The sequence below is a fragment of the Pseudosporangium ferrugineum genome, from assembly GCF_003002065.1.
In the GTDB taxonomy this organism is placed as follows: Bacteria; Actinomycetota; Actinomycetes; order Mycobacteriales; family Micromonosporaceae; genus Actinoplanes; species Actinoplanes ferrugineus_A.
The window spans coordinates 78,026-99,276 of record NZ_PVZG01000018.1 but is presented as its reverse complement, the minus strand read 5'-3'; the positions used below and the strand labels follow the sequence as shown (position 1 = coordinate 99,276).

General features: G+C 74.7%; 21 protein-coding genes. 12 read left to right on the top strand and 9 right to left on the bottom strand.

Translation table 11 applies throughout. From position 1 onward, the window contains the following. Window positions 1–85: 85 nt before the first annotated feature. Window positions 86–1,357 (top strand): EAL domain-containing protein, encoded by a 1,272-nt coding sequence (locus CLV70_RS30565; protein WP_106130086.1) that lies wholly within the window; start codon window positions 86–88, stop codon window positions 1,355–1,357. Here the strand turns inward: CLV70_RS30565 and CLV70_RS30560 are convergent. Beyond that, window positions 1,314–1,664: an MmcQ/YjbR family DNA-binding protein gene (locus tag CLV70_RS30560; protein ID WP_106130085.1), complete on the bottom strand. Its 351-nt coding sequence runs from the start codon at window positions 1,662–1,664 to the stop codon at window positions 1,314–1,316. The two genes, CLV70_RS30565 and CLV70_RS30560, sit on opposite strands and share 44 nt — an antisense overlap. A 185-nt stretch (window positions 1,665–1,849) precedes the next feature. Between CLV70_RS30560 and metG the strand changes: the two genes are divergently transcribed. The 3 genes from metG to CLV70_RS30540 all read left to right on the top strand — a co-directional run bounded on the left by metG (window position 1,850) and on the right by CLV70_RS30540 (window position 6,947). Beyond that, entirely contained in the window at window positions 1,850–3,358 is a 1,509-nt protein-coding gene (gene metG, locus CLV70_RS30555) for a methionine--tRNA ligase (protein ID WP_211303943.1), read from the top strand. Between the two features lie 737 nt (window positions 3,359–4,095). Continuing rightward, complete coding sequence (locus CLV70_RS30545; protein ID WP_106130083.1) at window positions 4,096–5,817, top strand: YncE family protein; 1,722 nt, start codon at window positions 4,096–4,098, stop codon at window positions 5,815–5,817. Next, a complete protein-coding gene (locus CLV70_RS30540) occupies window positions 5,814–6,947 on the top strand; it encodes a hypothetical protein (protein ID WP_106130082.1) in 1,134 nt (377 codons plus the stop codon). The genes CLV70_RS30545 and CLV70_RS30540 overlap by 4 nt, the downstream gene beginning before the upstream one ends. Window position 6,948: 1 nt before the next feature. Here the strand turns inward: CLV70_RS30540 and CLV70_RS30535 are convergent, their stop codons facing one another. Beyond that, window positions 6,949–7,956, bottom strand: coding sequence for an EamA family transporter (locus CLV70_RS30535; protein WP_106130081.1), 1,008 nt, complete (start codon window positions 7,954–7,956; stop codon window positions 6,949–6,951). 72 nt (window positions 7,957–8,028) lie between these two features. Here CLV70_RS30535 and CLV70_RS30530 point away from each other — a divergent pair, with 72 nt between their 5' ends. After that, window positions 8,029–8,574: a CGNR zinc finger domain-containing protein gene (locus CLV70_RS30530; protein ID WP_106130080.1), complete on the top strand. Its 546-nt coding sequence runs from the start codon at window positions 8,029–8,031 to the stop codon at window positions 8,572–8,574. Window positions 8,575–8,638: 64 nt separating this feature from the next. After that, window positions 8,639–10,177 carry a serine hydrolase domain-containing protein gene (locus tag CLV70_RS30525; RefSeq protein WP_106130079.1) on the top strand — a complete coding sequence of 513 codons (1,539 nt, stop codon included), beginning with the start codon at window positions 8,639–8,641 and terminating at the stop codon, window positions 10,175–10,177. Between the two features lie 24 nt (window positions 10,178–10,201). Here the strand turns inward: CLV70_RS30525 and CLV70_RS30520 are convergent, their stop codons facing one another. The 5 genes from CLV70_RS30520 to CLV70_RS30500 all read right to left on the bottom strand — a co-directional run bounded on the left by CLV70_RS30520 (window position 10,202) and on the right by CLV70_RS30500 (window position 13,649). After that, window positions 10,202–11,329 (bottom strand): S8 family serine peptidase, encoded by a 1,128-nt coding sequence (locus tag CLV70_RS30520; RefSeq protein ID WP_106130078.1) that lies wholly within the window; start codon window positions 11,327–11,329, stop codon window positions 10,202–10,204. After that, window positions 11,326–12,114 (bottom strand): hypothetical protein, encoded by a 789-nt coding sequence (locus tag CLV70_RS30515; protein WP_106130077.1) that lies wholly within the window; start codon window positions 12,112–12,114, stop codon window positions 11,326–11,328. The genes CLV70_RS30520 and CLV70_RS30515 overlap by 4 nt, the downstream gene beginning before the upstream one ends. A 15-nt stretch (window positions 12,115–12,129) precedes the next feature. Continuing rightward, the gene (locus CLV70_RS30510) at window positions 12,130–12,462 is read right to left on the bottom strand and encodes a hypothetical protein (RefSeq protein ID WP_106130076.1); all 333 of its coding nucleotides are present in this window, start codon (window positions 12,460–12,462) and stop codon (window positions 12,130–12,132) included. Window positions 12,463–12,491: 29 nt separating this feature from the next. After that, entirely contained in the window at window positions 12,492–13,163 is a 672-nt protein-coding gene (locus tag CLV70_RS30505; protein ID WP_146164214.1) for a YbaB/EbfC family nucleoid-associated protein, read from the bottom strand. Between the two features lie 228 nt (window positions 13,164–13,391). Further along, window positions 13,392–13,649, bottom strand: coding sequence for a hypothetical protein (locus CLV70_RS30500; RefSeq protein ID WP_106130074.1), 258 nt, complete (start codon window positions 13,647–13,649; stop codon window positions 13,392–13,394). A 136-nt stretch (window positions 13,650–13,785) separates the two neighbouring features. Here CLV70_RS30500 and CLV70_RS30495 point away from each other — a divergent pair, with 136 nt between their 5' ends. The 4 genes from CLV70_RS30495 to CLV70_RS30480 are packed head-to-tail and all read left to right on the top strand — an operon-like array spanning window position 13,786 to window position 17,899. Further along, on the top strand, window positions 13,786–14,361 hold the full coding sequence (locus CLV70_RS30495) for an RNA polymerase sigma factor (protein WP_106130073.1): 576 nt from the start codon (window positions 13,786–13,788) through the stop codon (window positions 14,359–14,361). A gap of 34 nt (window positions 14,362–14,395) precedes the next feature. Further along, window positions 14,396–15,241, top strand: a complete 846-nt coding sequence (locus CLV70_RS30490) for a hypothetical protein (protein WP_106130072.1) — start codon at window positions 14,396–14,398, stop codon at window positions 15,239–15,241. Continuing rightward, the gene (locus tag CLV70_RS30485; protein ID WP_106130071.1) at window positions 15,238–15,630 is read left to right on the top strand and encodes a hypothetical protein; all 393 of its coding nucleotides are present in this window, start codon (window positions 15,238–15,240) and stop codon (window positions 15,628–15,630) included. Before CLV70_RS30490 ends, CLV70_RS30485 begins: the two co-directional genes overlap by 4 nt. Before the next feature lies 1 nt (window position 15,631). Next, entirely contained in the window at window positions 15,632–17,899 is a 2,268-nt protein-coding gene (locus tag CLV70_RS30480) for a bifunctional polysaccharide deacetylase/glycosyltransferase family 2 protein (RefSeq protein WP_211303942.1), read from the top strand. Between the two features lie 46 nt (window positions 17,900–17,945). Here the strand turns inward: CLV70_RS30480 and CLV70_RS30475 are convergent, their stop codons facing one another. Both CLV70_RS30475 and CLV70_RS41830 read right to left on the bottom strand, forming a co-directional pair. After that, a complete protein-coding gene (locus CLV70_RS30475) occupies window positions 17,946–18,317 on the bottom strand; it encodes a DUF2255 family protein (protein WP_106130070.1) in 372 nt (123 codons plus the stop codon). 71 nt (window positions 18,318–18,388) lie between these two features. Continuing rightward, window positions 18,389–19,093: a DivIVA domain-containing protein gene (locus tag CLV70_RS41830; protein WP_106130069.1), complete on the bottom strand. Its 705-nt coding sequence runs from the start codon at window positions 19,091–19,093 to the stop codon at window positions 18,389–18,391. A gap of 162 nt (window positions 19,094–19,255) precedes the next feature. Between CLV70_RS41830 and CLV70_RS30465 the strand changes: the two genes are divergently transcribed. Continuing rightward, window positions 19,256–19,924 carry a hypothetical protein gene (locus CLV70_RS30465; RefSeq protein WP_146164213.1) on the top strand — a complete coding sequence of 223 codons (669 nt, stop codon included), beginning with the start codon at window positions 19,256–19,258 and terminating at the stop codon, window positions 19,922–19,924. 359 nt (window positions 19,925–20,283) lie between these two features. Beyond that, window positions 20,284–21,234, top strand: a complete 951-nt coding sequence (locus CLV70_RS30455) for an SMP-30/gluconolactonase/LRE family protein (RefSeq protein ID WP_106130066.1) — start codon at window positions 20,284–20,286, stop codon at window positions 21,232–21,234. Window positions 21,235–21,251 lie beyond the last annotated feature (17 nt).

Here is a 21,251-nt window from a genome sequence, read left to right as displayed (position 1 = left end):
AGGTCCCCGAGCCGCGGGCCGATCAGATGGTCACGGCTCGCCCGCGGCATCCCCGCCGCGGGCCGGCAGCCGCTGAGGAGAGCTCGTGGGCAAGAACCGGACCGAGGCCGCCGAGCAGGTCGCCGACCTGCTGCGCACCGCGCGCCGGGCGCTGGGCCTCAGCCTCGCGTTCATGACCCGGATGGACGGCGACACCCAGCACCTGGAAGTGGTCGAATCGGCGCTGCCGATGATCTTCCGCGACGGCATGACGCAGCCGCAGCAGACCTCGTTCTGCCAAGCGGTCATGGACGGCGCACTGCCGCCGGTCATGCCGGACGTCCGGGACTTCCCCGTGGCGATGCGGCTGCCCGCGGCCCGGATGCCGCGGGTACGCAGCTTCGTCTCCGTGCCGGTCGTGCTCAGCGACGGCACGGTGTACGGCACCTTCTGCGCCGCCGGGTTCACCGCCGACAAGCAGCTCACCCGGCGCGACCAGGCGCTGATGGAGGTGCTGTCGCACGCCGCGGCCATGATCATCGAGCCGGACGTGCGGCGGCGCGCCCGCGACGCCGAGATCGCCGGCCGCATCCTGCCGGTGATCGACGAGGGCGGCCCGGCCGTCCTGCTCCAGCCCCTCGTCGACCTGACCACCGGCCGCCGGGTCGGCGCCGAGGCGCTGAGCCGCTTCCCCGCGGCCTGGAACCTGCCGCCGGACCGCTGCTTCGCCGACGCGCACCTGATCGGCGAGGGCCACCGCCTCGAGCTGCTCGCGCTCCGCCGGGCCGCGGACCACCTCGACCGGGTCCCCGGGTACGTGGCGATGAACGTGTCGCCCGCGACGTTCCTCACCCCGGAGTGCGCCGCCCTGCTCGGGCGGCTGCCGCTGGACCGGGTGGTGCTGGAGCTCTCCGAGCACGAGGTCGTCGAGGACTACGACCTGCTGAAGGCCGCCCTGGCCCCGCTGCGCGCCCGCGGGCTGCGGCTGGCGATCGACGACGTCGGCGCCGGATACTCGTCGCTGCGCCACATCGTCATCACCGCGCCGGACGTCATCAAGCTCGACCGGGGCATCGTCACCGGCCTGGCCGGCGACCCGGTGCTGACCGTGGTCACCCGGGCGCTGGTGGACCTCGCCCGCGGGGTCGGCGCGGTCGTGGTGGCCGAGGGCGTGGAGACCGCCGCCGACGCCGCCGCGCTGGCGGGATCGGGCGTCGACCTCGGCCAGGGCTGGCACTTCGGGCGCGCGACCGCGCCGGAGGAGCTGCGGGACAGCTACCCCGTGGCCGCGGCGCCCGCCCCGGCCCGGACGGCGGCCCCGCTGCCCGGCCCGGTCAGGGCGCCGGCTCCGGTGCCCGCATCCGCCACGCGTCGGTGACGAGCTCCTCCAGCCGCTCCACCGTCACCTCGGCCAGCCGCACCATGACCAGCGGCAGGCCGTCGTAGCCGGGCGTGGTGAAGAAGAGCCGGGGCTCGCCCAGCAGCAGGGCCTGCTTCTCCGCCTCGTCGCCGACGTAGAGCACGGCGATGTCCGTACGGATCACCCGCGGCTTGCCGGGCAGGCGTTCGGGATAGGACCAGACGAATCCCTTGCCACCCACCCGGAAGTCGAACCCGTCGCTGTCGATCTCCACCACGTCGGCCAGGCTCAGCGCCAGCCGGCGTACGTCCTCGGCATCGGCCACCGGTCCCCTCCTGAAACTATCCGGATTGCTATGCTCACCGCATGAGTCGGCCTATCGCCCGGATGATGATGCCCTGCGGTCGGGGCCGACCATCCGTGGGACGTTAGCGCCACGCCCAGGAAGCCCCGGGAACACCGGGGCTTCTCCCATGTCGGAGCCCCGGCCCATGAGCTGGAGGTTCCGCGATGAGCTCTTCTCGCCGATACACCGTGATGACCGCGATCCCCTACGTCAACGGGCGTCCGCATGTGGGTCATGCGCTCGAACTCGTGCAAGCCGACGTCCTGGCACGCCACCGGCGACAGTGCGGCGACGAAGTGCGGTTCCAGACCGGCACCGATGACAATGCGCTCAAGAATGTGCAGGGAGCCGAGGCCGAGGGGATAACGCCGCAGGAATACGTGGCGCGTGTCGCCGAGCGTTTCGCCGGCCTTCGCGAACCGCTCGACCTGTCGTTCGACGACTTCATCAACACCAGTTCCGATCCTCGCCACCGGCCCGGCGTCGACAAGCTCTGGGCAGCGTGCGCCGCGCGTGGAGACTTCTACAAGAAGGCGTACTCGGGTCTGTACTGCGTGGGCTGTGAACGGTTCTACACCGCCGATGAACTCACGCCGGACGGGCATTGCGAGGAACACGGGACAGCGCCGGAACCGGTGGAGGAGAGCAACTGGTTCTTCCGGCTGAGCAGATACCAGGACGCGCTCGAGGAGCTGATCTCCAGCGACCGGCTCCGCATCGAACCGGCCACCCGCAAGCGGGAGGTGCTCTCCTTCATCCGGGCCGGCCTGGAGGACTTCAGCGTGTCCCGCAGCGTCGCCCGGGCGCGCGGGTGGGGAATCCCGGTGCCCGGCGACCCCGGTCAGGTCATCTACGTGTGGTACGACGCCCTGGCGAACTACATCACCGCGCCGGGGTACGGCACGGACGACCCGCAGTTCACGTACTGGTGGGACGAGAGCGAGCGCGTACACGTCATCGGCAAGGGAATCATCCGGTTCCACGCGGTGTACTGGCCGGCGATGCTGCTCTCGGCCGGGGTGAGCCTGCCCGGGACGATCTTCGTGCACGAGTACCTCACCGCCGGCGGAGAGAAGATCAGCAAGTCCGCGGGCAACGCCGAGGATCCCGCCGACCTCGCCACCCGGTACGGCACGGACGCCCTGCGCTGGTGGATGCTGTGCGAGGTCGCCCGGTTCGGGGACACGGACTACACCGCGCCCCGGCTGGTCAACCGGGCGAACGAGGATCTCGCCAACAACCTCGGCAACTTCGTGAACCGCACGGCGTCGATGATCCACCGCTACCGCAACGGCGTCGTCCCGTCCTCCGAGGCCGGCACGACGGAAGTTGCGGCGCTGCGCCAGGTCCGCTCAGGACCGTCCTTAGGGCCGTGTCACCACTCGCGTGGCGTGACCGGTGAGGGCTTGCGGCCGGCCGTAGGGGCGCGCAACAGGCGCTCCGCCCGGCGGTGCAGGTCGGGGTCGCCGCCGCGGGACGCCGCCCGCAACCGCTCCCGCAGGTCGGGCGGGATGCGGGCGACGTCGCGGGTGAGGTTCTTGCGGCTCTTCCAGCCGCACAGGTGCCGCAGCGCGCCCGCGTCGACCCGCGGATCGCCCGGGTGGGCCCGCAGCGCGGCGACGAGTTCGCCGATCGGCGTCTCGGTCAGCGCGTACTCCGGCAAAGCCTCATAGATGGGAAAACCCGAGTAGCGGCCGGTGCCGGAGCCGTACCAGACGAGGAGGGCGGCGGTCCGCTCGGCCGGGTCGGGCAGGGCCTCGATCAACCGCTGCCGGACCAGCTGGGAGACGCCGTGGGGCAGGACCCCGTTGCCGCTCGCGGCGGCCACGGCGAGGTCGAGCAGATCGCGTACGGCCGGGGGCGCCGCGGCGAGCCACCCGTCGCGCGCGAGTTTCTCCCGGGCGCGTTCCTCGTCGCGGGCGGGCGGGCCCTCGATGCCGTACGCGGCAAGCCACCGCAGCATCCGCGCACCGTCCCTGAGCTGGGCGTCGCCGTCCCAGCCCGGCCAGCGCACCGAGTCGGGGTAGTGGAACCCGATCACCGCGAGCCGCTCGCCACCGGGGCCGTCGAAGGCGAAGCCGAGATCGCCGAGGCACATGCAGGCGCCGTCGGTGACCCGCTCCACCGCCAGGGCCTCGCGCAGCTCCCGCAGGGCCGCCGGGTCCGTCAGGTCCGCGATCACCTCGCCGCCCTTGGTGACGCGCACCCGGGAGGCGCCGCTCAGCAGCTCGTCGAGCGCGTTCGCCGTGACCACCGCACCATCCTTCGTAGACGAAAGCCGATCGAATGCCGATCCAGTGCCGATCTTTCCGCGCTCGGGACGCCCGGATGTGCAGAAACTTCGATGCCAATTTCGCTTTGCGGGTTTCGCTGACCCCCTCCGTCACTGCATGCTGATCGAGGGGGCACTATGAGTGAACATAATCTGCCACCACACGTCCTGGCCGAGATCGTCAGTCCGCTGCGGGACTCGCGCCTCATGGGCGTCGGCGAGCTGGCCCAGCTGGCGACCAGCGCCGACCTCGCCGTGGCCGCCGATGCGATGCTCGCCCTGCAACACCTGGCCGAGGACGACAGCCGCAGCGTCGCCGCCGCGGCCGCCGCGGCGCTCGGGCGTACGGCGGTGCGGGTCAGCCCCGACCGGGTCGACTTCGGACAGGTGCCGCCCGGAACCCCGAAACTCGCCGCGGACGTGCTGGTCAACGGCCCGCCGCTGGCCGTCGCCACCGCCGCCGTCACCGCCTCCGGGCCTGGGCTGCGCGCCGGGCTCACCGGCAACCGCCTGCGCATCGAGTGGCAGCCGCAGACCGACTGGCTCGACGGCTCGGTCACCGTACGCGGCGCCGCCGGCTGGGCCGAGGTCCGCGTCACCGGCCAGGTCATCGCCGTCGGCGCTACCCTGCGGGCCGCCCTGGAGGAGCAGCTCGAGGCGGAGGCGGGCCTCACCGGCTACCCCGCCTCCCGGGTGACCGTGCTGGCGCCGCCCGCACGACGCCGGGCGGGCACCACCGTCCTCATCGGCGGCCTGACCGCGCTGGTCCTGCTCGGCGGCGCCGGTGCCGCCGTCGCCCTGACCGGCGGCCTGCCCCGGGACCGTACGCCGGCCGCTCAGCTCGCCGCCCCCACGGACCCCGCGCCGCGGTCCGCGCCCGCACCCCGGGCCCTGACCACGGTCGTGCCGCCGGCGACCGGCGTGGACCGGGTGCCGCTGGCGCTGCGCGCGGCGAGCATGAGCCGGCCCGCGGTCGTCGGCACGATCCGGGTGGGCAACGAGCCGGAGGGCGTCGCGGTCTCGCCGGACGGGCGCACCGTGTACGTCGCCAACCAGGCCTCCCGCGTGCTGTCGATCGTGGACGCGAGCAGCCGCCGGGTGACCCCGGTGACCCTGCGCAACACCCCGCGCTTCGTCACGACCTCGCGCGACGGCCGCCTCGTCTTCGTGTCGATGTACGAGAACGACAAGTCCGGCAGCGGCGTGGCCGTGGTCGACGCGAGAACCCGCAAGGTGGTGCGGTACCTGGCCACGGGCGTGCAGCCGTACACGCTGGCGGTCGGGCCCGACGACCGGCTGTGGGTGCCGATCCACGGCGAGGGCCGGGTGGAGATCTACGAGACCGGCGGGCGGCAGCGGGCGGACGCGCGGGTCACGGTGCCGCCGAACCCGCACGCCGCGGCGTTCTCGGGGAGCCTGCGGCGGGCGTTCACCGCCAACCACGAGTCGAACGCGGTGGCGGTGATCGACATGCGCACCGATCGGCTGCTGCGGTCCGTGCCGGTCAGCAGGTCCCCGCACAGCGTCGCCGTGTCGCCGGACGGCAGGACCGTGCTGGTGGCGGGGTACGAGGCGGACACCGCGGACCTCATCGACGCGTCGACGCTGCGGCGTACCGGGCCGTTCAAGGTCGGCAAGGACCCGCAGAGCGTCGCCTTCGCCGGGGACGGGCGGCACGCGTACGTGGTCAACGAGGGCAGCGGCTCGGTGTCGGTGCTGGACGCGCGGACCGGCGCGGTCACCTCGACGGTCCGGGTGGGGCGCAGCCCGCGTACGGTCGCGGTCTCCCCCGACGGCCGCCTGGCGTACGTGTCCAACGGCGACGACGACACCCTGTCGGTGCTGCGGGTGGCCGAATGACCACCGCCGGCTGGATCGCCCTGGCGATCACCGTGTCCGGGGCGCTGGCCTACGGCGCGGCCTCGATCCTCCAGGCGGTCGCCGCGCGGCGCAGCCACGGCACGGTGGAGACCCTGCGCCACCCGCTCTACCTCGCCGGCATCGGCTGCGACATCTTCGCCTGGGTCGGCTCGATGGTCGCCCTGCGGGAACTCGCCGTCTACGTGGTCGAGGCGGTCCTGGCCGGCTCGCTGGCCGTCACCGTCGTCGCGGCCCGCATCGTCCTCCGCTCCCACCTGCGCCGGCGCGACGTGGCGGCGGTCGTGGTGGTCATCGGCGCCCTCACCACCCTGGCCATGTCGGCCGGCCCGCAGCGCGACGTGGCGACCTCCCGGGAACTGCGCCTCGGCTTCTGCGTGGCGGCGGTCACGGTGGCCCTGCTCGGCTGGGCCGCCTGCAAGAAGGGCTCGCCGGGGGTCACCGCCGCCCTCGGCGGCCTCTGCCTCGGCGGCGCCGCCCTGACCGGGCGGGCGCTGCCGTCGGGCGCCATGGACATCGTCACCGAACCGCTCACGGCCGCGCTCATCACCTTCGCCGTGACCGGCATGATCCTGTACGCCCACGCGCTGCAGATCGGCCAGGTCGGCCCGGTGACCGCGGTGCACTGGACCGCCGAGGTCGTCGCCCCGTCCGCCGTCGCCCTGCTGCTGCTCGGGGACACCGTACGGGCGGACTGGCAGCTGCCGGCGATGATCGCGGGCGCCCTCACCATCGGCGCGGCGGTCCTGCTCGCCACGGCACCCGCCACCGGCGCGGCACACCAGCTCGAGGCCGCACCGGAACGCCAGGCCCTGCCCGGGGCGCCGCAGCCAGCCGCCCACCGGAGCGCCGAGCGGATCATCTGGTGGGGTCCGCCGCCGATCTGGATCCCGCCGGGCCGCCGAGCCACTGCCGCCGCTGCCCTGCCCGCGCCGCCCCGCGCCGCGCTGACCTGGAGCCCGCCGGCCGCCGAGCCGGGCTGGGCCGCGCCGCGGCCGTCGCAGGCCGGCCCGGCCGAGCTGACCCCGCCGGAGCCGGTCCGCTGGACCCCGCCGGAGCCGGCCCAGAGCCCCGTCCCCTCGGCCCACCGCGGCCCCTGGCACGACCTGTAGGTCAGCGCGCGGCGGTCACCGGCTCACCCGGCTCGCCCGGCCCGGCAGGTACCGGACCGGCCGGGTCCGGGCCGGCCGGAACCGGGCCGGCCGCGGTGGTGCGCAGCTGTTCGAGGCGGACCAGGGCGATGCCGGCGATGATGAAGGTCCCGCCGACGCCCTGCATGATCGTCGGCAGCTCGCCGAGGACCAGCCAGGCGATCAGGACCGCGAACAGCACCTCGGTCAGGCCCGCGAACGAGGAGAGGGCCGCGCCGAGCAGCCGGGCGGCGGCGATGCCGGTCACGTACGCGATCACCGCCGCGATCAGCGAGAGGCCCGCCACCGGGGCCAGCCAGCTCATGGTGTGGCCGGCGAACTCGACGGTGCCGAACGTCGCCCGCATGGGCAGCACGCCGACCACGCCGAGGGCGAGCAGGACCGCCGCGCCGAAGGCCATGCCGCCGCAGGCCAGGGCGATCGACGGGAGCTCCGGGTCGACCCGGGACGAGATGATGAAGTAGGTGGCCAGGCCCACCGCGGCGACCAGGCCCCAGATCAGGCCCACCGGGTCGATGGTGGCGCCGCCGGCGATGTTCAGCACGAGGATCAGGCCGACGACCGCGACCGCGGCGCCGGCGAGGGTCAGCCCGCGGGGGCGTTCGCCGTGCCGGACCCACATCCAGAGCACCACCAGGACGATGCCCGAATACTCCAGGAGCAGCGCCACGCCGACCGGCAGGTAGCGGACCGCGTTGAAGAAGCCGACCTGGGCGCCGCCGACCGCCAGCAGCCCGAACAGGCCGATCTGACCCGCCGAGCGGCTCAGCACGTGCCACCGGCCGCGCAGGGCCAGCACCGCGGGCACCGCGATGACGAGCGCGGCGATGCCGACCCGGGCGGCCACCGCGGCGTCCGCCGACCAGCCCGCGTCGATCAGCGAGCGGGCGAAGGTGCCCGAGGTCCCGAAGGTGGCCGCGGACAGCAGGGCCAGCCCGAGTCCCGCGCCGGTCGGCCGTGGCGATCCCATGACACCTCCAGGGGTAATGAGTGAAGAGGTAATATGCCCATGACGCTAACCCGGCGCATGTCAGGAGTCAACGTGGCCTTCGCCCATGACACAGAGGTGGCCCTGGTCGCGGCCGCCGCGCTGGTCAACACCGCCGGCCGGGACGGGGAGCGGCTGCCCGACGTGGCGGCGCTGGAGGCGTTCGTGCGGGCGTACGAATGGAGCGGGCGGCGGGAGGGCAGCGAGGCCGAGCTGCGCGCCGTGCAGCGACTCCGGCCCCGGCTGCGCAGGGTCTGGGAGGCGGACGAGGACGAGGTCGTCACCGTCGTCAACACGCTGCTGCGCGAGTCGCACGCGCTCCCCCAGCTCGTCCGGCACGACCACTGGCCCTACCACCTGCACGCGACGCCGGCCGACGCGCCGCTGGCCACCCGGATGGCCGTCGAGGCCGCGATGGCGTTCGTCGACGTGGTGCGCGACGGACAGCTCGACCGGCTGCGCATCTGCGAGGCCCCGGACTGCGACGACGTCGTGGTGGACCTCAGCAAGAACAGGTCCAAGCGGTTCTGCGACACGAGCTGCGGCAACCGTACGGCGGTGAGCGCGTACCGGGCCCGCAAAGCCGCCGCCCGGCAGTGAACCGGATCGATATCCTGGCCCGGTGTGCGCCGACGGAGGCGCACCGATGTCAGGGGGTAAGCCGATGTCCAGCCCGATCTCCCGCCGGACCCTGCTGCGCGTGACCGCGGGGAGCGCCGCGGCGGTCGCCACCGCGGCGCACGCCGGAGCGGCCGGTGCCACCGCGGCCCGGGTGCCGTCGGTCGTCCGCGAGCTCGAGGACAAGATCCGCGAGGGCATGGACCGGTACGCCATCCCCGGCGTCGCGCTCGGCCTGTACTACCGCGGCACCGGGTACGTCCGCGGCTTCGGCGTCACCGACGTCCGCGATCCGTCCCCCGTGGACGGCGACACCGTCTTCCGGGTCGCCTCCACCTCCAAGACCTTCACCGGTACGGCCGTCATGCGGCTCGTCGAGAGCGGCCGCCTCGACCTCGACCGCACCGTCCGCAGCTACCTGCCGGACTTCCGCACCGCCGACCCGGCCGCGTCGGCGCGGGTGACCGTGCGCCAGGTGCTCAACCACAGCGCCGGCTGGCTCGGCGACTTCTTCCTGGACACCGGCTCCGGCGACGACGCGCTCGCCCGGTACGTGACGGCGATGTCGGGGGTGCCGCAGCTCACCCCGCCGGGGACGGTGTTCGCGTACAACAACGCCGCGCTCGCGCTGGCCGGGCGGCTGATCGAGGTCGCCACCGGTACGACGTACGAGCGGGCGGTCCGCACCCTGATCACCGACCCGCTGCGGCTGCGGCACAGCGCGTTCTTCCTGGACGAGCTCCCCGGTGCGACCGTCGCGGTGCCGCACGACGTGGACGCGGACGGCACCCCCGTCGCCCGGCCCGGCTACTGGGACCTGCCGCGCAGCATCAACGCGGCCGGCGGCCTGATCTCCAGCGCCCGCGACCAGCTGCGCTGGGCCCGCTTCCACCTCGGCGACGGCCGGCCGCTGCTCACCCGGCGGTCGCTGCACGCGATGCGCTCGCGCCCCGGGCCGGGCGGCACGCTGCTGGTCGAGCTGGACGGCATGGGCGTGACGTGGATGCTGCGCCCGACCGCCGAGGGCCCGCGGGTGGTGCAGCACGGCGGCGACTGGTCCGGGCAGCACTCGGGCTTCCTCATGGTGCCGGAACGCGGCTTCGGGCTCACCGTCCTGACCAACTCCGAGACCGGCCCCGCCCTGATCGCCGAGCTGTTCGCGGACGACTGGGCACTGCGCCGCTTCGCCGGCGTGAGCAACCTGCCGGCCACGCCCCACCCGGTTCCCGCCGGCATCCTCGCCGGCTACCAGGGCCGGTACACGGCCACCGTGATCGACCAGGACGGCACGACCGGCGCGGCGTCGCTCGACCTGGTCCCCGACGCGGGACAGCTCAGCGTGCGGGTCGAGGACCAGGAGGCACTGCGCCTGGCCTTCTACCGACCCGACTACGTCCGGGTGTTCGAACCCCGCGGCGCCGACACCCACGTCCGCGCCGACTTCGTCCGCAACCCGGACGGCGCGGTGGGCTGGCTCCGCTTCAGCGGCCGGCTGTTCCGCCGCGACACGGCCCCGTCCACCCGCTCGGCGGGAACCCGCCCGCTGCCGCTCAAGCCGGCCACGCTGCCCCACCCGGCGCGCTAGCCGGGCGGCCGGCCGCTACGAAGGCTAGGCGACAGGGACGCCGTCATTTCGGCGGCGGCGTCTCAGGACCACCGCGATGGCGGCGGCGAGTCCGGCGAGGGCCAGGACGACGGTGGCCGCGATCAGGACTCGCTGCCAGGTGATCCAGTGGTTGGCCGGCTCGTCCGGGTCGCCGAGGGGGTTCGATGCCACCGGGGCGGTTGTTGCCGTCACGGCCGCGCCCGCGTCGACCAGGCCGTGGCCGAAGTCGTCGTCGCGGCCGGGCGGGCCCAGATCCTTGGCGGTCCGCAGCAGCCGGTCGATCGTCGTCGGGGCGTCGAGGGCGGGGTCGCGGGCGCGGATCAGGGCGACCACGCCGGTGACCAGCGCGGCCGCCGCGCGGTCGCCGCCGAGGGTCACCGGGGCGCCGTAGCCGCCGGGGGCCGACGGGTCGAGGGTGACGGGGCGGCTGCCGGGGCCGCTCGTGACCGGGTCGCCGCCGGGGGCGCGTACGGTGACCCGGTTGTCGGGGGTGGCCCCCGCGGCGAGCTTGCCGCCGCGGTCCAGGCCGCCCACGAGGATCACGCCCTTGCGCTGCGCGGCCGGGAGTTGGGCGCCGTCCTTCAGGGCCAGCACGACCACGACGTCGTGGGCCAGCGCGTAGCGGATGCCGTCGAAGCCGGAGCCGAGCCCGGAGAAGACGGCCTGGCTCAGGTCGATCACGTCCACGCCGTCGTCGACGAGCCAGCGCAGGCAGGCGTCGGTGTCCTCGGCGAGGCCCGGGCAGATGACCGGGCGCACCTTCGCGCCGGGCGCCACCCCGAGCAGGCCGGCACCGCCACCCGCCACCATCAGGCCCATCTCGGCGGTGGCCAGCGGATCGGGCACGGGGTAGTCGGCCGGCGCCTCCACCACCCCGCCGAGCAGCCCGCCCTTGCGGCGCATCACCGGCAGGACCCGGCCGTCGAGGTCGGGGTGGGCGGCCGGGAACGCGTTGGTGAGCAGGCCGATGGTGGCGCCGTCGCCGCGGGTCACCCGGTGCGCCTCGGGGACGTGCAGCTCGTCGAGGTACCACTGCTGGTCGCGGGGACCCGCCGAGGCGGGTGTCGCGGGCAGGACCGCCACGCCCAGCGTCGCGAGGACGGCGACGAGCGCCCGGGCGTACCGGATCACAGCGTGACCATCTGCGGCCAGGAGTCGCCGAGCTCGCCCATCACCTTCTTGGCGTCGACCATCTTGCCGATGACTCCCATGACGTGCTGTACGGCCTGGTCGAGCGCCTCGTACATGGCCGTCACGGCGATCTGGACCAGCTCGCCGCTCTTGCCGATGGCCTCCAGCGCGCCGACGATCGTGGCCGCGTCGACGAGGGCCGCGCCCAGCGCCCCGCCGATGTCGAACAGGGGCTTGAACAGCGACAGGATGTACGAGGCGTTCGCGGCGGCGAGGTCGGACAGCCAGCCGGCCAGCTCCCCGGCCGCCCCGGCGAACCCGTCGATGCCCTTGACCTGGATCGGCACGCGCTGGTCGTACGCCTGCTTCGCCGGACCGGACCAGTTGTTGAGGTTGATGGTGTACTGCGCGGCCGTGTCCGACATGCCGGTCACCGGCGCGTGCACCTCGGCCAGCCAGTCGAAGGCGCGGGTGATCAGCGAGACGACCGGCACGGCCTCGTCGAGGATCTTCTTGACCAGCTCGAGGATCCGCTCGACCTCGGCCTTCAGCCGCTCCATGGCGTCGTGCACCTTGTCGCCGTAGATCTCCGCGGCGGCGATCGCGGCCGGGCCGCCCAGCCACTTCAGCTTGCCCATCTTCGACAGGGTGCCGTTGACCGTACTGATCAGCTTGTTCAGCTCGTCGCCGACCCTGGAATGCTGCTGCGAGACCTGCTCGGTGGACTGCCGCAGCAGCTTCTCCGACTCAGTGACCTGGTTCTTGTCGCCGGGCGGTGGCGCCATCGGGGTGTCTCCGTCTCACTTGCCGTAGATCTTCGACAGGTCCATGGCGGACTTGCCGTCCACGGCCTCGTAGTCGTCGTGGGCGCGCCGCAGCGCCTCGTTGATCTGGAAGAACTCCTCCGCGGCCTCGCCGGCGAGCTTGCCCATCAACCGCCAGACGCCGTCGTAGGCGCTCTTGGCCATCTGCGCGGTGACCGGGTTGTTGGTGAAGAACGCGGTGGTCTGCAGCTCCAGGCCGTCGAGGTCGGCCTTCACCTGCTTCATGTCGTCGGACAGCCTGGTCCATTTGGCCGCCTCGTCGAGCAGCGCGTCCTTGACGACCTGCAGCTCCTCGGATCTGCCCGGCATTCAGCACCCCTTCCGTACGCTGCTGCTCCTCATGCGGCGCCCGCTCTCGCCGCCGCGCGGAAGGCGGCCATCGCCTCCTGCGCGATCGTGCCGTTGGTCGCCATCGCGGGGATGCGGGAGGCGAGCACCCGCACGTCGGCGACCTGCCCGTCGCTCACCACCACGGTCACGAAGCCGCCGGGCCCGGACACCGTCGCATCGGGAGCCGGCGCCGGCACCGCGGCCGGGCTGTCGCCGTAGCGCAGCAGCATCTCGTTCTGCTCAAGCTGGCGCTCGAGCTCGTACCGGAGGTCCCCGGGCTCGACCGGGCGTGGGCGCAGGGCCTCGAGCTCGGCGTCGACCTCGCGCTCCAGCACGGCCCGGTCCGTGCCGGCCCAGGCCTCGTCGATCGCCGCCGACCCCGAGGTCAGGGCCCGCAGAACCGCCGCACCGTACGCCGCGGCGAGCGCCTCACCCAGCTCGCCGCCGGAGATCCGCTCGGCCCAGCGCGGGTCGACGGACACGTCCCGCACCTGCCGGCGACCGTCCACGGTGACCGTGACGGTGCGGGTGGGATCGCTCGCTTCGTACCGCCCGCCGGGCCGGCTCGCCGCCTTGGCCACCGCGCTCAGCGCCCGCAGCTCCACGCTGATGCGCCGGAGCTCGCCGAGCGCCCCGTCCGCGCGCACCGCGGACTCGTACGCCGCGCCGGGATACGCCACGATGACCACCCCCGTCCCCGTGCCGGGCGGGACGCCGCCCGCCCCGCGAAGCCAGAGGGTACGCAATCCCGCCCGGCCGCGCTGCCCCGTGCAACCCGGCCCGGCCCCTCGGCGGTGGGCCGGGCCCGGCCCGCCGGGCAGCGCGGCCCTTCCGGCGCCTCGGGCGCGGGGCGACCGGCGACGGCGGCCGGCCCCGGCACCTCGGACGCGGGGCGGCCGGGCGACGGGTCAGTGGGCGCGGCGCAGGCAGATCAGCTTGCCGCCGGCATCGACGCCGGCGATCTGCCAGCCCTGGCTCTCCAGCACCTCGGCGGCGGAGAGCAGCACGTCCACCCGGGGCAGGTCGCTCGGATGGATCTTGGTGTCGGCGAAGTACGAGGAGAAGGCGATCACCAGGTAGATCAGGCGGAAGGGGTACGCCTCGAGCGATACCCGGCCGGAAAGGATGTCGTCGGCCTCGAAGACCCGAGGTGGGCGCGGCTGCATCGCCCCACTATGTCAGCCGCCCGCAGGAACAACGGCTCCCGGTCTGACCGTCCGTCCCCTCACCTGCTGTGCGACGCCGCCCGGCCCCCGTGTGTACCGTGACGCGGCACTGGGGTGAGGGGCCGACGGAGCAAGCGTGTGGGATGACGATGAACTGACCGCGGCGGTGAAGGCGGCCTCCGCGGGCGACGAGGAGGGCTTCGCGGCGCTGTGGCGGTCGCTGCAGCCGGCCGTGCTGCGCTACCTGCGGGTCGTCGCCGGCGACGCGGCCGAGGACGTCGCCTCGGAGACGTGGTTGCAGGCCGCCCGCGACCTGCACCGGTTCAGCGGCGACGGGGCCGCCTTCCGGGGCTGGCTGTTCCGCATCGCCCGGCACCGCGGCATCGACGAGCGGCGGCGGGCCGGGCGGCGCCGGGAGGATCCGGCCGAGTCGTTCGCCGACGGTGTCACCCGCGCGGGTGATGCGGCGATCGAGGCCTTCGAGCATTCCGGCACCGAGTGGGCGCTGAACGTCATCGCCACCCTGCCGCCGGATCAGGCCGAGGCGGTCATGCTGCGCGTGGTCGCCGGCCTGGACGTGGCGACGACCGCCCGGGTGCTCGGCAAGCGGGCCGGCGCCGTACGCGTCGCGACCCTGCGTGGCCTGCGAAAACTGGCCAACGATCCGCGGGTACGGGAGCACGGCGACGTCACCCGTGCGTGGGAGGTGTAACGCGGTGGGAGGCTGGCGCGCTCTTCGGGATGCGATGCGTGAACGGCGAACGTCCCGGCTCGGGCCGGCGGAGGCCGACCGGCTGCTGGCCGGCGACCCCGGCGGTCCGGGACACCGCGGGCTGGCCGCGCTGCTCGACGCCGCCAAGGCACCCGCTTCCCCCCGGGAGCTGGCCGGCGAGCGAGCCGCGGTGGCCGGGTTCGTGGCGGCGTATCGGGACACCGAGCCGTCCAGCCCGCCGGAAGGAAGACGCCGTGCACGCATCCCGTCGCCCGCCAGGGTGGCCGCTGTGAAGGTGGCGGCCGGAGTGGCCGTCCTGGCGGGCGGCGGTGTCGCCCTGGCGGCGGAGACGGGGCATCTCCCCGCCGGGGCGCAGCAGCACGCCCACCGGCTGTTCTCCGCGGTGGGCGTGCCCGCGCCCGCTCCGACGGCGGCACGCCCCTCCCCGGCCGCGCCGTCGCCCGCGCGCCCGACGCCCAGCGCCCCGCCGCGGAGCGTGCCGGCCACGGCGGCGACCGTGCCTCCGAACGTGACCGGGCTGTGCCGGGCCTGGGAGGCCCAGCAGCGGCCGAGCGGGGCGGCCATCAACCCGGCCCTGGTCGCGGCGGCCGGGGGCGAGGAGCGCGTCGCCGAGCTCTGCGCGGCCGAGCTCGGCGGGACGACTCCGCCGGGCCGGACGAAGGAGACTCCGGGCGGCAGACCCGATCAGCCCGGCCGGCCGGACAAGCCCGGCAAGCCCGCTGACACCGGCAAACCAGATGACACCGGCAAGCCGGATGACACCGGCAAGCCCGGCGACACCGGCAAACCCGATCACCCGGGGAAGCCCGCCACGCCGCCGGGTCAGGGGCGGAACCGGACGCCGGGACCGCGGAAGTGACCGATCCGGTATTCGTGGACCGCACCGGCCGGCGGCGGCGCTTCGTCGCGCTGGCCGGCTCCGCGGGCGCGCTCGTGCTCGTGCTCGCCGTACTCGCCCTGGTCGCGGGCTTCACCGGTGCGGGGCCGGGACCGGTTCCCGGCTGGGCGGAGTACCGCGTGGAACGGGTGCGGCCCGCCAAGGCCCCGTCCGTCCCGGTCCGCCCGCGTACCCGCCCGGCACCGCCCACCTCCCCGCCGGCGGCCACCGCCGCATCTACGCGGAGCCGTGCCGCCGGCATCGGCAACGCACCGTCCCCGTCCGCTTCCCCCTCGACCGGTGCCGCCGTGAACAGCCACCGGCGGGTCCCGACCCACACGCCGACCGCCCGTCCCGGGAAGAAGCACTGACGTGGGACGGCGCGTCATGCGGCGCGAGCCGCGGGTCCACTGGCTCCTGCTCACCCTGGCGATGGGCGTGCTCCTCGCGGAGCTGTGCCTCAACGGCTTCGTCACTCACGTGGGCGGCGAGGGCTCCGGGCCGGCACCGAGCCCGGACCCCCGCCCAGCGCCGACGGCCGTCGTGGCCGGGGCGGCCGTCCAGCGGCTCGGGCCCGGCGTCGCGGTCAGCAGCCGCGGGATGCCGGCGAAGACGATCGCGCTGACCTTCGACGACGGCCCCGACCCGCGGTGGACCCCGCGGATCCTCGACGTGCTGGCCCGGCACCGGGCGCACGCCACGTTCTTCCAGGTCGGTTCGCACGTCAACGAGCACCCCGGGCTGGCCCGCCGGGTGCTCGCCGAGGGCCACGAGATCGGATCGCACACCTTCACCCACGTGAACGTGGCCACCGCGCCCAGCCGGCGCCTCGACGCCGAGCTCACCCTGACCGGCAACGCGATCGCCGCCGCCACCGGGCGCCGGCCGGTGCTGGTGCGCCCGCCGTATTCGTCGGAGCCGGAGGCCGTGACGGCCGCCGACCACCGCGCCCACCTGCGCATCGCGGCGGCCGGATACCTGATCGTCCTCACCGACCTGGACACCGGCGACTGGCGCCGGCCCGGCGCGGAGGCCATCGCCGCCGCGGCCCGGCCGGAGGGCACGGCCGGCGCGGTCGTGATGATGCACGACTCCGGCGGGGACCGGGCGCAGACCGTGGCCGCGCTCGATCTGCTCATCCCCGCCCTGAAGGCGCGGGGCTACCGCTTCGTCACGGTCTCCGAGGGCCTCGGGATGCCGGCGATGCCGGTGGCCGGCGCCACCGAGCGGTGGCGCGGGCAGGCCTTCCGGGTCGCCCAGCTCGCCGGCGGGTGGCTGGCCGGCGCGCTCACCGTGCTGCTGCTCGTCGCCGTGGTGCTCGCCGGCCTGCGGCTGGCGGCCCAGCTGGTCACCGCCCGGGTGCACCTGCGCCGGCTGCGCCGGGAGAGCCGGCCGCTGGAGTACGTCGGGCCGGTGTCGGTGATCGTGCCCGCGTACAACGAGGCGGCCAACATCGCGGCGACCGTCCGGTCCCTGGTCGGCAGCGACTACCCGGCGCTCGAGGTCATCGTCGTCGACGACGGCTCCACCGACGGCACCGCCGACCTGGTCGAGCGGCTGGGCCTGCTCGGGGTCTACGTGCTGCGCCAGGCCAACGCCGGCAAGCCCGCGGCGCTGAACCACGGCATCGCGTACGCGCAGCACGACATCCTCGTCCTGGTGGACGGCGACACGGTCTTCGAGCCGGACGCGGTCGGCCGCCTCGTGCAACCCCTACGGGATCCGCTGGTCGGGGCGGTGTCGGGCAACACCAAGGTGGCGAACCGCGGCGGCCTGCTGGGGCGCTGGCAGCACCTGGAGTACGTGATCGGCTTCAACCTGGACCGGCGCATGTTCGACGTCGCGGAGTGCATGCCGACGGTGCCGGGTGCCATCGGCGCCTTCCGCCGCGCCGCCGTCGAGGACGTCGGGGGCGTCTCGGCGGACACCCTCGCCGAGGACACCGACTTCACCATGGCCGTGCTGCGGGACGGCTGGCGCGTGGTGTACGAGCCCGGCGCGGTCGCCTGGGCCGAGGCACCGTCGACGTTGCGCCAGCTGTGGCGCCAGCGGTACCGCTGGTGCTACGGCACCATGCAGGCGATGTGGAAGCACCGCCGGGCGCTGCGGGAACGGGGCCGCGCGGGCCGCCTCGGCCGCCGGGGCCTCGCGTACCTGCTGCTCTTCCAGGTGCTGCTGCCGCTCACCGCGCCCATGGTGGACGTGTACGCCCTCTACGGCCTGTTCTTCCTCGACCCGCTGACGGTCGCCGCCACCTGGCTGGGCTTCACCGCGGTCCAGGTGGCGACGGCGGCGTACGCCCTGCACCTCGACGGCGAACGCTGGACGCCGCTGTGGAGCCTGCCGCTCCAGCAGATCGTCTACCGGCAGCTGATGTACCTGGTGGTGGTCCAGTCGACCGTGATGGCGCTGCTCGGCGGGCGGCTGCGGTGGCACCGGATGGCGCGTACCGGCGCCGCCACCGCGCACGCCGCCGGCGACCGGGACCGGAACGATCCGCCGTGGTTGCAGCCGCAGGGCCGCCGCCGGGAGGCCGACCTGCCCACCCAGGTCCTGCCGGCGATCGCGGCGCGCCGGGCCGGCCGCGGCCATGCCGGCACGTCCGCGGGCAGCCCGAACTCGCGCTGGCCGACCAACTGATCAGGGGACCGTCCTCGGCGGCGGCACGATGCCGGAGCCGTCCGGGCTAATCGGCAACCGGCTCGACCCGGAGCGTCGTGGACGTCGCCGGGGGTCCGGCCATCGCCTCGCCGTACGGTGAATCGGCGTACTTGTCGCGGTAGACGCGGTCGACGGCGGCCTCGACCGCGGGGTCCTCGGGTGGCACGAAGCGCACCCGCTGCTCCCCCGCGCTGGTCTCCAGCGCGCCGGTGCCGTGCCGGCGGGCGCGGCGGTACCAGAGGCCGTCGTCGCCCTTCCACGACCGGACGTAGAGCGCGTCACCGGCGGCGACGATCCAGATCGGCACGCGGACCGGCTCGCGGCCCGGCGCCGGCACGATCACCCGGACCTCCCGGGTGCGGGCGAGTTCGTCGAAGAGGTCGGGGCTCCACGTCATCCCGGCACCGTAGCGCGATCAGGCGCCGGGACCACCGGCCGGGCCGGGGCCTCGACCCCGGCGCGGGCCGGTCACGCCAGGGCGCGGTCCGGCGGGAGCTTCGGCTCGCTGTTGAGCTCCTGCATCTGCTGCGTGAGGTGGCTCTGCAGCGCGGCCTGGTAGCTGCGCGCGAGCTGACCCAGGCGCTCGATCTCGTCGAGGAGCGCGGCCCGCTTGGTGCCGAGGGTGTTCATCGCCTCGGAGTGGTTGCGGCGCGCGTCACCCTCGATCGTGCCGGCGCGCAGCTGGGCGTCGCTGGTGACCTGCTCGGCCTTGTCGCGGGCCTCGGAGAGCAGGGCGTCCGACTCCTGCTGGGCGTCGCGGAGGTGGTCGTCCGCCGTCCGCTGGGCCATCATCAGCACCCGGGCGTTGCGGTCGTCGTCGCCGGGGGGCGGCGGCGGGGCGGCCATCGGCGTGCTGCGGGCCTGCTCGAGCTGGGCCTGCAGGTTGCGGGCGTTCTGCTCGGCCCGGGCCCGCGCCTCCTGCAACCGCTCCAGCTTCGCGGCGACCTCGGCGAACTCGCCGTCGAGCACCATCGTGGACGCTGCCGAGGGCGGACCGCCCGGCCCGCGGCGCTGGATCTGGTCGTGCAGCGCCCCGTTCTCCTCGAGCAGCCGGATGAGTTCCTGCTCGACCTCGTCGAGGAAGGCGTCGACCTCCTCCTCGTCGTACCCCCGCTTCCCTATGGGTGGCTTCTTGAAGGCCATGTTGTGAACGTCGGCCGGAGTCAGCGGCATTGCGCTCCCTAGAGCATGTCGGCGACTGTGTCGAGAGTCGATCCTATGCCGCGGGGCAAAACCGCTCGCGCGGGTGCTCCGGGGCCACCCGGAACGACCGTTCGGTGACCGTGGGTGAGCGGGCTTTACCCCGGACGGGGGTGATCCATTACCGTGGCGGCCATGAGCACCGCGACCGAGCCGCCCGAGTGGATCCGGTGGCCGGTGCGGGTGCTGGCGATCATCTTCGTGCTCCCGTTCCGGCTCGCGTGGGAGCTGCTGCGCGTCCTCGGCCGCTTCCTGGCCCGGTGGGTCGGGCGCCCGGTCGCGTGGTTGTGGCACCGCCTGGTGGTCGTACCCGTGACGTTTCTCTGGCGTTGGCTCGTCGTCGTGCCGCTGTCGTGGCTGGTGCACCGGCTGGTGGTCGTGCCCCTGAGCTGGCTGTGGCGGCAGCGCGGCTACCTGGTCCGGCCCGTGCTGTTCCTGCTGCGCCGGCTGATCGTGATCCCGGTGACCTGGTTCTTCACCGTCACCGCCCCGCTGTGGCGGACGCTGGGCCGGGTGCTGGTGTGGACCGTCGAGACGTTGGCCGGCGCGGTCGCCGCGGTGGCCCGGGCGATCTACCACTGGGTGCTGCTGCCCGGCTGGCGCGGCGCGGGCTGGCTGTTGGCGCGCTGTTACCGGTGGCTGCTGCGCCCGGCCGGCCGGGCGATCGCCTGGGTGTGGCGCTGGACCGTCGTCCCGGTGTGGCGCCTGGTCGCGGGCGCCGGCCGCTGGGTGCGCGACACGGTGGTCCGCCCGACCGGTGTCCTGGCCCGCGCCGTGCTCGACTCGGTCGGCCTGCGCCGCTGACCCCGCACCGCACCCCGCGGTCGCGGTGATCCGCAGCGGCCCGGCTTCACCGCCGCCCAGGCCCGGCGGCGGGCCCGCCGGTCGGCTCCGTCGATGGTGACCAGCGTGCCGGTCGAGGACGACGAGACGCGCACCTGCCCGTACGCGTTCATCAGCAGGGCCCCGCGTCCCCGGTCCAGGGGGCCGGACGTCGGTGGGGCGCGGCAGCGGCGGGCCGTCGACCACCAGGCGCTCGACCGCGGACCGGAAGATCGCGACCAGTTCGGCGGCGATGCCCACCGGGAGCAGGAGACAACGCCGGAAGGCCCGCGGCCCGGGTCACGGGATTAGGAAGGGCCGGGGCCGGGGACCACCCGGGGATGACCGACGTGACGGAACTGACCCCGGACCGGCTCGAACTCGGCGAGGGCTCGCGGTGGATCGGCGACCGGCTCGTGCTCGTCGACATCCCGGCCGGGCGGCTGCTGGCGGCCCCCGCGCCCGGCGGGACGGCCGGCGGGACGCCCGGCGGGACGGCCGGCGGGACGCCCGGCGGGACGGCCGGCGGGACGCCCGGCGGCGCGGCCGGCGGCCAGGCGGCGCTGACCGAACTGGCCCGGCTCCCCGAACCGCTCGCCGCGGTGGCGCCGGTCGCCGGCCGGCCCGGCGCCTTCCTGGCCGCCGCGGGCACCGGCTTCGCCCTCATCGAGGGGGACACCGTACGCCCGGTGGCGCGCCCGGAGCCGGTGACCGCGCGCGACTGGCGGATGAACGACGCCGTCGCCGACCGCGCCGGGCGGCTGTGGGCGGGCAGCATGGCCTGCGACCAGTCCCCGGGCTGCGGCGCGCTCTACCGCCTCGACCCCGACGGCAGCGTCCGCACGGTGCTCACCGGCCTCACCATCGCCAACGGGCCCGCGTTCAGCCCGGACGGCCGCACGATGTACCTGTCCGACACCCCGCTGGGCCACGTCGACAGCTTCGACGTGGACCCGGACACCGGCGAACTCAGCGGGCGCCGCTCCTTCGTCCGCCTCGACCCGGCGCACGGCGCCCCGGACGGGCTGACCACCGACGCCGACGGCTACCTGTGGGTGGCGCTCTTCGGCGGCGGCGCGGTCCACCGCTACCGCCCCGACGGGCTGCTCGACCGGCGGATCCCGGTGCCCGCCCGGCAGCCGACCAGCGTCTGCCTGATCGGCACCACCCTCGTGGTGACCAGCGGCCGGGGCGGCCTCGACGACCCCGGCCCGGCCGACGGCGCGGTGCTGGTCACGGCCGCGGGGGCGCGGGGCGGGCCGGCCCTTCCCGTACGGATGGCCGGCGGTTGACCGGTGGGTGCGCGGCG